This is a genomic window from Humibacter ginsengiterrae (assembly GCF_054780115.1).
Genome location: NZ_BAAGWY010000012.1, coordinates 71,670 through 84,011, shown reverse-complemented (window position 1 = coordinate 84,011; position 12,342 = coordinate 71,670). Strand labels below are relative to the sequence as shown.

Annotated in this window: 12 protein-coding genes; 4 read left to right on the top strand and 8 right to left on the bottom strand. The window is 67.5% G+C overall.

Annotation, left to right across the window (positions count from 1 at the left end):
- Positions 1-5 precede the first annotated feature (5 nt).
- Positions 6-1,613 (bottom strand): carboxyl transferase domain-containing protein, encoded by a 1,608-nt coding sequence (locus tag ACYVII_RS14175; protein WP_460536170.1) that lies wholly within the window; start codon positions 1,611-1,613, stop codon positions 6-8.
- 119 nt (positions 1,614-1,732) lie between these two features.
- Between ACYVII_RS14175 and ACYVII_RS14170 the strand changes: the two genes are divergently transcribed.
- On the top strand, positions 1,733-2,326 hold the full coding sequence (locus ACYVII_RS14170; RefSeq protein WP_460536168.1) for a TetR/AcrR family transcriptional regulator: 594 nt from the start codon (positions 1,733-1,735) through the stop codon (positions 2,324-2,326).
- Here ACYVII_RS14170 and ACYVII_RS14165 read toward each other — a convergent pair.
- The 4 genes from ACYVII_RS14165 to ACYVII_RS14150 form a co-directional block, all read right to left on the bottom strand.
- A complete protein-coding gene (locus ACYVII_RS14165) occupies positions 2,313-3,323 on the bottom strand; it encodes a cytochrome b/b6 domain-containing protein (protein ID WP_460536165.1) in 1,011 nt (336 codons plus the stop codon). The genes ACYVII_RS14170 and ACYVII_RS14165 overlap by 14 nt on opposite strands.
- A gap of 534 nt (positions 3,324-3,857) precedes the next feature.
- Positions 3,858-4,826, bottom strand: a complete 969-nt coding sequence (locus ACYVII_RS14160) for an electron transfer flavoprotein subunit alpha/FixB family protein (RefSeq protein ID WP_460536162.1) — start codon at positions 4,824-4,826, stop codon at positions 3,858-3,860.
- A gap of 11 nt (positions 4,827-4,837) precedes the next feature.
- Positions 4,838-5,614, bottom strand: a complete 777-nt coding sequence (locus tag ACYVII_RS14155; protein ID WP_460536160.1) for an electron transfer flavoprotein subunit beta/FixA family protein — start codon at positions 5,612-5,614, stop codon at positions 4,838-4,840.
- A complete protein-coding gene (locus ACYVII_RS14150) occupies positions 5,611-7,377 on the bottom strand; it encodes an acyl-CoA dehydrogenase (protein ID WP_460536158.1) in 1,767 nt (588 codons plus the stop codon). The genes ACYVII_RS14155 and ACYVII_RS14150 overlap by 4 nt, the downstream gene beginning before the upstream one ends.
- A gap of 125 nt (positions 7,378-7,502) precedes the next feature.
- Between ACYVII_RS14150 and ACYVII_RS14145 the strand changes: the two genes are divergently transcribed.
- The 3 genes from ACYVII_RS14145 to ACYVII_RS14135 all read left to right on the top strand — a co-directional run bounded on the left by ACYVII_RS14145 (position 7,503) and on the right by ACYVII_RS14135 (position 9,421).
- Positions 7,503-7,898, top strand: coding sequence for a ChaB family protein (locus ACYVII_RS14145; RefSeq protein WP_460536156.1), 396 nt, complete (start codon positions 7,503-7,505; stop codon positions 7,896-7,898).
- Positions 7,899-7,916: 18 nt separating this feature from the next.
- Positions 7,917-8,315 carry a hypothetical protein gene (locus ACYVII_RS14140; RefSeq protein ID WP_460536154.1) on the top strand — a complete coding sequence of 133 codons (399 nt, stop codon included), beginning with the start codon at positions 7,917-7,919 and terminating at the stop codon, positions 8,313-8,315.
- 77 nt (positions 8,316-8,392) lie between these two features.
- Complete coding sequence (locus ACYVII_RS14135) at positions 8,393-9,421, top strand: LacI family DNA-binding transcriptional regulator (RefSeq protein ID WP_460536151.1); 1,029 nt, start codon at positions 8,393-8,395, stop codon at positions 9,419-9,421.
- 31 nt (positions 9,422-9,452) lie between these two features.
- Here the strand turns inward: ACYVII_RS14135 and ACYVII_RS14130 are convergent, their stop codons facing one another.
- From ACYVII_RS14130 to ACYVII_RS14120, 3 genes are read right to left on the bottom strand one after another with little or no spacing between them, the layout of a single operon-like run.
- The gene (locus ACYVII_RS14130) at positions 9,453-10,079 is read right to left on the bottom strand and encodes an SGNH/GDSL hydrolase family protein (protein WP_460536148.1); all 627 of its coding nucleotides are present in this window, start codon (positions 10,077-10,079) and stop codon (positions 9,453-9,455) included.
- A complete protein-coding gene (locus tag ACYVII_RS14125) occupies positions 10,076-11,023 on the bottom strand; it encodes a glycoside hydrolase family 130 protein (protein WP_460536146.1) in 948 nt (315 codons plus the stop codon). The genes ACYVII_RS14130 and ACYVII_RS14125 overlap by 4 nt, the downstream gene beginning before the upstream one ends.
- A complete protein-coding gene (locus tag ACYVII_RS14120; RefSeq protein ID WP_460536144.1) occupies positions 11,020-12,327 on the bottom strand; it encodes an ABC transporter substrate-binding protein in 1,308 nt (435 codons plus the stop codon). The genes ACYVII_RS14125 and ACYVII_RS14120 overlap by 4 nt, the downstream gene beginning before the upstream one ends.
- Positions 12,328-12,342: the final 15 nt, after the last annotated feature.

Sequence of the window (12,342 nt, the reverse complement as noted above, 5' to 3'; positions counted from 1 at the left end):
GACGGTCACATCCTGAAGACGCCGTACGAGACGTCGTCCATCGGGGCGCGGGAGCAGACCTCGAGCGCCAGCCCCAGCACGGTTCGCGTGTCGGCGGGATCGATGACCCCGTCGTCCCACAGCCTCGCCGTGGAGTAATAGGGACTGCCCTGCTTCTCGTACTGCTCGACCACCGGCTCCTTCAGCGCGGCCTCCGCCTCGGCGGAGAGCGTCTCGCCCTTGGCCTCCAGCTGGTCGCGGCGGATGGTGGAGAGCACCGAGGCGGCCTGCGGTCCGCCCATCACCGAGATGCGGCTGGCGGGCCACATCCAGAGGAAGCGCGGTGAGTAGGCGCGGCCGCTCATGGAGTAGTTGCCGGCTCCGAACGAACCCCCGATGATCACCGTGAGCTTGGGTACCCGCGCGCACGCGACCGCGGTGACCATCTTGGCGCCGTGCTTCGCGATGCCGGTCGCCTCGTACTCGCGACCCACCATGAAACCGGTGATGTTCTGCAGGAACACCAGCGGGATGCGCCGCTGATCGCACAGCTCGATGAAGTGCGCACCCTTCAGCGCCGACTCACCGAAAAGCACGCCGTTGTTCGCGACGATGCCGACCGGATGCCCGTGGATGCGCGCGAACCCCGTCACCAGAGTGCGCCCGTACTCGCGCTTGAACTCGTGGAACCTGCTGCCGTCGACGACGCGCGCGATGACCTCGCGCACGTCGTACGGCTCCTGCAGGCTGACCGGCACGACGCCGTACAGTTCAGCGGGATCGACCGCGGGATCCTCGGCCGGCTCCACCTTCCACGCGCGTTCCCGCGACGGCGGCAGCTGCTCGACGATGTCGCGAACGATGCGCAGGGCGTGTGCGTCGTCGTCGGCGAGGTGGTCCACCACGCCGGAGAGCCGCGCGTGCGTGAGCCCGCCGCCGAGATCCTCAGCGCTGACGACCTCACCGGTCGCGGCCTTCACGAGTGGCGGTCCGCCGAGGAAGATCGTGCCCTGGTTCTTCACGATCACTGTCTCGTCGCTCATCGCCGGAACGTACGCGCCGCCTGCGGTGCTGGAGCCGAGAACGGCGGAGATCTGCGGGATGCCGCGGGCCGACATCCGTGCCTGGTTGTAGAAGATGCGCCCGAAGTGCTCCCGGTCGGGGAACACCTCGTCTTGACGTGGAAGGAATGCTCCGCCCGAGTCGACCAGGTAGATGCACGGCAGCTCGTTCTCGAGCGCGATCTCCTGCGCGCGCAGGTGCTTCTTCACGGTCATCGGGTAGTACGTGCCGCCCTTGACCGTCGCGTCGTTCGCCGCCACCATCACAAGCCGGCCGTGGATGCGCCCGATTCCCGCGATGAGGCCGGCGCCGGGCGCGTCGCCGTCGTACATGTCCTCTGCCGCGAGCGGCGCGATCTCGAGGAACGCGCTGCCGCGGTCCAGCAAGCGGTCGATGCGGTCCCTGGGCAGCAGCTTGCCGCGAGCCACGTGACGCTCCCGCGACGCCTCGGAGCCGCCGCGCGCAACCCGGCTGAGCCGTTCGCGGAGCTGCCGCACCTGCTCCCGCTGCGCCCGCTCGTTGGCGGCGAACTCCGGACTCGAGCGCCGTGCGGCACTGGTGAGCACATCCATGGGCAGCGTCTCCGGGCCGCGAGAAACGAATGCGGCGATCAAGATTCAGTGAACGACCAATAACTGATTTCAGGTTATCGATCGTTCACCGAGTTGTCCAGGCGCATATCCTGGAAGACGTGGCACAGACCTGGCGAGCGACCGAGAAGGCCCGCACGCGCCAGAAGTATCTGGATGCCGCCGTGCGGCTCTTCGCCCGACGCGGCTTCCACGCGGTCTCGATCGACGAGCTCGGCTCCGCCGTCGGGCTGAGCGGGCCTGCGCTGTACCGGCACTTCCCCGGCAAGGAGGCGATGCTCGGCGAGATCCTGGTGAGCACGAGCGAACGCCTGCTCGTCGGCCTGGAAAAGACGCTGGAGCTGCAGACCCCTGACGAGGAGACGCTGCGCAACCTCGTGCACTTCCACCTCGACTTCGCGATGGCCGAGCGCGACATCATCCGCATCCAGGACCGGGAGCTGCCGAGCCTCCCCGAGGAACAGAACCGCACCGTACGGCGGCTGCAGAACCGCTATCTGGACGGATGGGCCGACGTGCTGCTGCGCATCCGTCCCGGGCTGACGCGGGCGGATGCCCGGGTGCAGATGCACGCCGTGTTCGGCATCCTCAACTCCACGGCGCACAACTCGATGAGCGATCGCTCGGTGGATGTCCGTGGAATCCTCGAACGCGCCGCGGTCGCGGTGCTTCTCGGGCCCGTCAGCGAGCGGTGACCTTGCCGAAGACCCGGGCGATCGGGGCCACGATGAGCGGTCGCGCGGCCACCCAGCCGGCGGCCATCACCACGAGCGACAGCACGAAGATCCAGAATCCCGCCCAGTTGACGGCATCCTGCCCGCCGTACATGTGGTTGAGGTTGCGCAGCGCACCGGTGGCGAACACGAGCGCGACGTGCACGATGATGAACGCCACGAAGTAGATCATCACCGGGAAGTGCACGGCACGCGCCCACTCCACGGGGTAGGCCGAGTTGAGCCGCTCCGCGCCCTTCGGCCACACGCCTGACATGCGCACGCCGGTGATCGCGGCGAGCGGCGCGGCGATGAACACGGTCACGAAGTAGGCCAGCTCCTGCAGTGAGTTGAAGTTGACCCATCCGTCGTCGGTCGGCCAGTTCAGCGATGCGTACTTCAGCGCGGCGGTGATCGCGTTCGGGAACACGGACCAGTTCGTGGGAACCAGTCGCATCCACTGTCCCGTGCTGAACAGCAGCACGACGAAGACCGCCCCGTTGACCAGCCACAGCACATCCAGCCCCTGATGCAGCCAGAGGTTGAGGCTGATCTTGTGCTTCGGGTTGCGCTTCGAGGTCCAGAAGGCGTTCGGGCGCTTGTCGCGACGAACCGTCAGGCCGGTGCGGATGATGAGCACGATCAGGAAGGCGTTGAAGAAGTGCTGCCAGCCCACCCACGCCGGGAACCCGATCGGAGCACCGTTCGGCAGCGCGTACTGCCCCGGATAGGTGTGCACGAAATCGCGCATGAAGTCGAGCCCGAGGAACCAGCGCACGGCGAGCACGACGACCGTCACGAGGCCGACGATCGCGAGCGCGAGGATGACCGCGACTCCGACCCACTGCACCGGGGTGAAGGCGCCGAGCGTGCGGGGGTTTGCGGCCGTGGAGGATGCCGGGCGAGCGGGTGTCGCCGCGCGGGCGGCGGTGGATTCCGAGCGAGCGGGTGTGGGCGTGCGGGGTGCGGCGGCGGGCACGCGAGCGGCGGGAGGAGGTGCCGCGGGGGTCGGCGCTTGCGGTTGCGGCTTGGCCTCTGCGCTGGGTGCCGCAGTGCTCGCCGCCTTCGGGATGCCGGTACGGGGCAGCGACGACCGGCGATGTGGCGGCTGCGAGGACGCGGGCGGTCCGGCTGCCGGGGGCTGCGCGGGTGCGGAAGGCTCGGACGGCCGGTCAGCCGGAGGCTGCGCGGGTGCGGACGGCCTGGCAGCCGGGGACGACTGCGTGGTGCCTTCTGGTTCGGCCGTTTCGCCAGCCCCCGGACGGCGGGGCAGCCCCCGGCGCATGGCGGGCGGCTTCGCGTCGGACGATGCGCCGGAATTCGGACGATCCGCCGGATGCGAAATCGCTTCCTCATGCGGCCGATCGTTCGTTTTCCGGCCGACCGCGTCAGGGATCGGCGCCCCGTCGGACGACTCATCCGCCGACGTCTCGACGAGCTGCGCGGCGGCGACGGGCGGCCAGGCCTCGCCACCGCGCGTTCGAGGCAGGCCTCGCCGCCCGGCCTGCACCGGCTACGCCTTCCGCGCTTCGAGCACGGCGATCAGCTGCGGAACGACCGTGAACAGGTCGCCCACGACGCCGAAGTCGGCGATCTCGAAGATCGGAGCGTCGGCATCCTTGTTGATGGCGACGATGGTCTTCGCCGTCTGCATCCCCGCCTTGTGCTGGATCGCACCGGAGATGCCGAGCGCCACGTAGAGCTGCGGGCTCACCGAGACGCCGGTCTGCCCGACCTGGTACGAGTGCGGCACGTATCCGGCGTCGACGGCGGCTCTGGATGCCCCGACCGCCGCCCCGAGCACGTCGGCCAGCTGCTCGACGAGTTCGAACTTCTCTGCCGATCCGAGTCCCCGGCCACCGGAGACCACCTTCGCCGCGCCGCGCAGTTCCGGACGTGAGGATGCCGCCACCTCGGCCTCGAACGACTCGATCGTGGCCGCGCGCGCTCCCGACGGCGTCACCGTCAGCTGCTGCGACTGCGCCGGGGCCGCCTCGGCACGGGCATCCACGGCGCCCTCACGGAGAGTGACCACGAGTGGGCCGAACGTTGCCGCAGAATCGACGTTGAACGCGCCGCCGAACACCGAGTGGTGCACGACCACGCCCTCCTCGTCGCGCGAGAGGCCGACCGCGTCGACCGCGATCGGCAGCCCGGCCCGAGCGGAGAATCGGCCGCCCACATCCCGCCCGTCCACGGAGTTGGACACGAGAACGGCATCGGGCTGCACGAGCTCGAACGCCGCGGCGAGCGCGTCGACCACGGGAACGGTGAGCTCCGCACCCGGCTCGGCCAGCAGCACCTGCTGCGCACCGAGCGACGCCGCCTGCTCGGCGACACCCTCCGCATCAGAGACCAGAAGCGCGACCGGCGAGCCGATCTGCGCCGCGGCACCGAGCATCCCGGCGGCGCTCTTCGCAAGCTGTCCGTCGGCACGCACCTCGAGCAGGGTCAGGACGGGGTTGCTTCCGAAATCGGCCATCGTCGCCTCCCTCACGCCAGCCGGTTCTGCACGAGGAACTCGGCGAGCTGTTCGCCGGCATCCCCCTCGTCGACGATCTTCACGCCCGCCCCGCGTGGTGGCCGCTCACTCACGGCGATCATGATCGAGCGCGGCGCATCCTCCCGCTCGGCGACGACGCCGAGGTCGGCCACCGAGAGCACCTCGTACGGCTTCTTCTTGGCCGCCATGATGCCCTTGATGTTGGCCATGCGGGCATCCGGGAGCGACTCCGTGATCGAGATCACGGCCGGCAGGGATGCCGACACCGTGGCGACGCCGTCGTCCAGCACGCGACGACCCGACACCGAGGCATCCGTGATCTCCACGGATGCCAACGCGGTCAGCTGCGGAACGCCGAGGCGCTCGGCGAGCATCGCGGGGATGACGCCACCCGACCCGTCGGTGGACTCGTTGCCCGCGATCACGAGGTCGAAGCCGGTGTGCTGCAGCGCTGCGGCGAGCACCTCGGAGGTGAGGCCCAGGTCTGCACCGAGCAATGCCTCGTCGACGACCTGCACCGCGGAGGATGCGCCCATAGCCAGCCCACGACGGATGCTCGCCTGCGCCGATTGCGGCCCCATCGACAGGAGCGCGATCTCGGTGTCCGGATGCCCGTCAGCATACGAAAGCGCAACCTCCAGTGAGCGCTCCCCGATCTCGTCGAGAACGGCGTCGCTTGCTGCCCGGTCGACGATGCCGGTTTCGAGGTCGAGTCTGCGGTCCCCGTAGGTGTCGGGGACCTCCTTGAGGAGAACGACGATCTTCATCGCACCGGCACCGCGTCGAGGGCGTACAGGTCGTCGGCGCCCGCGACCGCGGCGCTCTCCAGTCCCGACACCTGCGGCAGGATCTGCTGCGCGTAGAAACGGGCGAGCACGAGCTGCTCGGCCGCGGACTCGTCGCCGACGGATGCCGCAGCCAGTGCCGACTTCGCCAGCAGCCACGCGCAGACGCACAGCCCCCAGATGCGCAGGTACGGGCTCGATCCCGCGAGCACGGCACGGGGGTCGGAAACGCCCGTGCGAAGCATCCACTGCGTCGTTCGCTTGAGCGTACCCAGCTGGGTCTCCAGCTGGGACCGGATCGCGGCGAAGTCCTCGCCGGCGCCCGCGAGATCGGAGTCGATAGCCTGCAGCTGCTCGATGAACTCCAGCGCCGATGCACCGTCTCGCACGGGCAGCTTGCGGCCGACCAGATCGGCGGCCTGGATGCCGTTCGTTCCCTCGTAGATCGCGGCGATGCGGGCGTCCCGGTAGTGCTGGGCGACGCCGGTCTCCTCGATGTAGCCCGACCCGCCGTGCACTTGGAGTGCCAGCGAGGTGAGCTCGATGCCCTGATCCGACCCGAAGGACTTGCAGATCGGGGTGAGCAGGGCGACGACCTCGCTCGCGCGCTCACGAACCGCAGCGTCGGGGTGGTGCGTGGAGAGGTCGACCTGCACGCCGTGCAGCAGGATGAGCCGCCGCAGCGCCGCGATCGAGGCCTGTTGCGTGAGCAGCATGCGACGCACGTCGGGGAAGTCGATGATCGGCGACGGCTCGGACGAGCCGGGCGCGCGGCCCTGGATGCGCTGCTTCGCGTACGCCAGCGCGTCCTGGTACGCGCGCTCCGCCAAAGCGACGCCCTCGAGGCCGACCGAGGTGCGGGCCGTGTTCATCATGATGAACATGATGCTCATACCCCGGTTCTCCTCGCCGAGCAGGTATCCGGTTGCGCCCTCGTACGACATGACGCAGGTCGGCGAGCCGTGGATGCCCATCTTGTGCTCAACGGACAGCGCGCGTACTCCGTTGCGGTCGCCGAGCGTGCCGTCCTCGTTCACCAGGAACTTGGGCACCACGAAGCAGGAGATCCCACGCGTGCCCTCCGGCGCATCCGGGGTGCGGGCCAGCACGAGGTGCACGATCTGATCCGTGAGGTCGTGCTCGCCGAAGCTGATGAAGATCTTCTGCCCGGTGATCGCGTAGGTGCCGTCTTCGCGAGGCACGGCGCGCGTGGTCAGGGCACCGACATCCGACCCGGCCTGCGGCTCCGTCAGGTTCATGGTTCCGGCCCACTCGCCGGTGACCATCTTCGGCAGGAACCGCCGCTGCAACTCCTCGGTGCCCACCGCGGTGAGCGCCTCGATCGCCCCCTGCGTGAGCAAGGGTCCGAGTGCGAACGACATGTTCGCCGAGGTGATCATCTCCTGCATCGCCAGGCCCACTGCGCGCGGGAATCCCTCGCCGCCGAACTCCTGCGGCATGGGCACACTCCCCCAGCCGGTCTCGACGTAGGTGCGGTAGGCATCCTTGAACGCCTGCGGCACCGTGACAGATCCATCTGGGTGGTACTGCACGCCTTCGGTGTCGCCGATGCGGTTCGTGGGCGCGATCACCTTCGTGACGAATTCGCCGTAGCTCTCGAGCAACTCGACGACCGTGTCGAGATCGGCATGCTCGTAGCCCGGCAGAGCGGAGATCTCCGGATACCCGACAACGTGTTCCAGGGCGAACCGAAGATCAGTGAGAGGTGGACGATACTCAGCCATGCCTCCACGTTAATGGACGTTAACTGGATGTGAGAAGGGGATGCGTGTCAAGGCCCTGTGATTCCGGCTCGGCTCGGAGTGGACTTGTCGCTTGTATCCAAACGGTGCGTCGGAAGGAGATTCGTATGCCAGGGCGAGAGGACATGCCCTCGACGATCCGTCGATCGGACAAGCACGCCCAGAACCTGTGGGCGAAGACCCACGATTCGGCCGTCAAGGAGTACGGCGAGGGACAACGGTCGCATCGCACCGCATTCGCCGCGCTGAAGAACGAGTACGAGAAGGTAGGCGATCACTGGGAGCGCAAGGCAGAGCGCGGACCCTCCGACAAGCAAGCCGAGGGCGGCAGGAACACGCGCCGCAAGACGGCCGGCGGCGTGGATGCGAACGCCTCGAAGGAGCATCTGCTCGACGTGGCGCGCCGGCTGGACATCCGGGGCCGCAGCTCGATGAACAAGGATGACCTCGTCAAGGCGATCGAGAAGGCCAACGATAGGGCGACGGCGAAGAGCCGGTCCTGAGAAACCTCTACCGGCGTCATGAATGCCGCTTCCGCGCGTCTCTCAGAGAGAGACCAAAGGGGTATTCGGGTGCCTGTTGTGAGTTGCAGTGTTTCATACGATCCGAACGCGTTTCGTTCGCTCTATCGGAGTCCGTCGGATGACGAGCTCAAGACCGCTGTGGAATCGGCTCAGGCAGCCGTCCTACGGGAAAGCGCCGGAGACTGCTGGGTGATCCTCGACGTCGAGGCCGACGCGGCGGTCGATGCGAGGGTGAACCTCATCGTCGCCGTGCCGGATGGCCCGGATCACCGTGTTCGGCTGCACGAGGCCGTCGAACGCTTCGAGCGTAAGGTGACGGCACGCATCGGCGGCTTCGTGAATCGCGGGCTGCGCGTCATCGAGGCGCACAGCCCGATCGCGGTCGCCCGCTGTTAGCGACCTTCGACCGCGCCGCCGCCGACACCGAGGCATTGTTCCGGGGTCGATGTCATCGTTGGCACTAACATCGGAGCATGACTACCCGGGAGCCGTCCGCGAGCAAGAGCGGCCCACGACGCCGGCCGCGCCTGCAAGACATCGCCGAGGCCACTGGGGTGAGCATCAAGACCGCCTCACGCGCAATCCGCGGCGACGGGCCGGTGCGTGATGAAACCCGCGCTCGCGTACTCGCGGAAGCGGAACGGCTGGGCTTTCAGCTCAACGACATCGCGGCCGGGCTACGGCGCAAAGACCAGTCGATGACCACGGTCGGCGTCACCCTCGGCGATTTCACCAACCCCTTCTTCGCACCGATGCTCCGGGGCATCTACTCGGTCGCGGCACAGCACCACCACCTCGTGCTCTCCGGTGACGCGCAGAACGATGAGGAACTCGAGCACCGGGTGATCCGCCAGTTCTTCGCGCACCGGGTCGCCGGTCTCATCGTCGCCCCGATCAGCGCGGACCTCGGCTACCTGGTGGATGAGGTGTCTTACGGCGCCGCCATCGTGTTCGTCGATTCGCCGCCGCCCGGGCTCGACGGTCTGCTCGATTCCGTCACCACCACCAACGAGCAGACCACGCGAGATGGAATCGCCATGCTGGTGGCGCGAGGCCATCGTCGCATCGGCTACCTCGGGCATCCACTCTCCGGTAGCGGGGCCCTCGAACGGTGGCAGGGCTACCGGTCAGGGCTCGAGGCTGCAGGCATCCCGCTCGACATGTCGATCGTGCGCGACGGCCTCGTCACCGAGGGCGAGGCCCGGGTAGCCGCCGAATCGCTGCTGGCGATGCCGGATGCACCCACTGCCGTTTTCACTGACAACAACCGGCTCTGCACGGGGCTGCTGCTCAGCGATGGATACGATCGGAGACTCGTCGACGTTCTGAGCTTCGACGACTTCCCGCTCGCGCCGAAGTTCGGGGTGAGCGTCATCGACAGCGACCCCTACGAGGTGGGCCGCGTCGGAGCGCAGCTCCTCTTCGATCGGCTGCAAGACAGGGCTAGGCCGGTGCAGCGGGCTGTGGTGCCGGCCAAGCTCGTCGTGCGCAAACCCAGCTGACGGGCACCCGAGAACCGGGAAATACCCCGCTTCAGGCGACGAGTCGAAGCCATGCTGCGGCCAGTGCCGCGTGCCCCGCCGGAGTGGGATGAACGCCGTCCGCAGCCCAGTACTCCGGCCCCGTGGTCGCCGCGAGCTCGGCGAACATCCCATCCGCCGCGAGCAGGTGCGCCCCGTATCGCCTGGCGAGGTCCCGCACCGCTTGGATCTTCGGATCGAGATCGTCCCGCTGCGCTCTCTGCGCCGCATCCAGCGGGAGCAGGAACGGCTCGATGAGGATCAGTTGCACGCCGCGCTCCGCGAGCGGTGCGAGCAGACGGTCGTAGCCGGCCGCGTAGTCCCCGACCGGGATCACGTAGCCGTCGGGCGCGTAGGTATGCCAGCCGACATCGTTGATGCCGACCAGTACAGAGACGACGTCGGGTTCCGCATCCAGCACATCCCGCTGCCACCGCCCCTCGAGGTCCATGACCTTGTTCCCGGCGATGCCCGAATTCAGCCATCGAATCGCACGCTCCGGATGCCGCAGGCCCCACTCGCCCGCAATCCGCAGCGGGTATCCCCATCCGAGCGGCTGCTCGATCTCGAGGTGCTGGCAGTCGGTGATCGAGTCTCCCGTGAACATCACGGTGCTGCCGGGGTTGAGGGTGATCGTCATGCGGCTTCCTTGTCGTGAGGGGTGAAGGTGGCGACGCCGATTGTCGTGTCGCTCTGTCCGTAATAGGCGAACCACGTACCGCGGTGGAACACGAGCCCTTCGACGAAGGTGACATCGTCGACGAGCCCATGCCGCTCCTCAGGCGACGACGGCTCCAGCCAGGGCTCGGTGAGCTTCGCGACGACGCGGTCGGGACGGTGCGGGTCGATGAGAATCTGTCCGCATGCGTACCGCACGTCGTCGACGGCATGCACGATGGCGCTGTTGTGCATGAGCAGCACATGCCCGGTTCGGGTGATGACGGGCTGAGGTCCGGTCTCCACCAGGTCGCCCATGAATGTGCCGGGCTCCGGCCTGAGCACAGGCTCCGGGTTCGCCTCCCAGTGCAGCAGATCGGTCGAGTACGCGACGTGCACATTGCCCTCGCCGAACCACATGAGCCAGCGACCGTCGATCTGCTGGGGAAGGATGACCCCTCCCTTGCTCCACTCCTCACCCGGCGTCTCGCGGACGCCCGAGAACGTGTTGATCCCTGGAACGATGGGACCGTGCTTCTCCCAGTTGCGCAGGTCGGAGGATGTCGCCAGGCATAGCCGGGCCGTGTGCCTGTCCCATCCCGTGTAGGTGCAGTAATACGTACCGTCGATGAACACCAGCCTGGGGTCCTCGCATCCGTATCGCTCCCAGTCGTGCTCTGGCACCATCACCGGTTCCGGCTCGGTGTCGAAGGCGAATCCGTCGTCACTGAACGCCAGGCCCAGGGACGACACGATGTCGTCGGCGTGCGCTCGATAGAGAAGCGCGATGCGGTCGTCGACGACGATCGCGGCAGGGTTGTAGACGTTGCTCGACTCCCATGCGTGCCTCCCCGGCCGGAGCACAGGATTGTGCTCGGCCGGGGAGAACGGGCCGAACGGAAAGTCGATCGGCGGTGCTGCGGTCATTTCTTGATGAGCCCCTTGATGCCGGAGACGGTAGAGGCGATTCCCGCATCGAGGCTCGTCTTGCCCTCCAGCATCGGGTTCCACGACGTCGTCCCGATGTCGCCGGCCTTCGTCGACCAGGCATCGAGGAACTGCGTGATGAACTTCTGCTTGGCGCCGAGCTCGTACTTCGCGGTGGCCGCGATGCTCGCCGACGCGGCATCGCCGTTGGCCGCGAGAGCCGCGTAATACCCCTTGCTCCCTGCCGTGTATGCGATGGGCGCCACCGGCTCCTTCTTCATCGCATCGTTGAATCCGGTCGTGTCCATGTACGAGATCGTCTTCCAGACGGCATCCGGGTTCTTGAGTGTGGCGGGTGAGCACACGCCGTTCGCTTCGATCGGCTGCACGTTCGCCTTCGAGCCGACCGGCCAGGGCGCGAAACCCCAGTTGAACTTCGGCTTGTTGGGGCTGATGAAGTTCTGCAGCCACTGGCCGCCGAACATGAGCGGGATGCTGCCGTTGGAGAACGCCGCCATCGCGTTGGTCGCGTCATAGTCGGGGTTCGTCATCTGCCCCGCCTTGATCGCATCCACGAACTTCTGCGTGCCCGCCTTGAAGGTGGAGTCCGCTTGCACCCGGGTGGCGTGCACGAAGCTGTCGACGAATGGCTTGCCGCCGTTCGCAACGGAGTACGCGGAAGCACCCTGGATGCTGTCCAGCAGCGGCCATTGGTTGACCAGCGGCGTGCTCGACGGGTTCTTCTCCTTCAGCTTGGCGATGTCGGAGTACAGGTCATCCCACGTCCATCCGATCTTCGGGGCGTCCAGGCCGGCCGCCTTGAAGGTGTCGGCGTTGTAGAAGAAGCCGTATGTGTTGGCCAGGGTGGGGACCCCGGCGAGCTTGCCGTCAGTGGTCTTCCACATCGCGAGCGAGCCGGGCGCGAACCCGCTGCTCTTGAGGCCGTCGCCGGAGTCGAGCTTCGACGACCAGTCGTAGAGCAGGCCCTCCGATGCGAGGTTCTGCGCCTCCGCCGTGGTGCACCAGAAGAAGTCGGGCGCCTTCTTGGAGAGGATGAGGCTCGCGAGCTTCTGCGCGTAGTCGGAGTTCGGTGCGGGGTCGCGCTCGATGGTGATGCCCGAAGACTTCTCGAACTTCTTCATCGTGGCGTCGAGCGCCGCATTGGTTGTCGTCGTCTCCCAGGTCATGTACGAGACCTTTGCGCCGGACGATCCTGAGCCGTTCGATGAGGAACTGCAGCCGGCCAGTGCGAGGCCGGTCAGTGCGACTGCCGCGAACGCGGCGGTCATGCGTGAGCGATGCATGTGACTCTCCTTCGA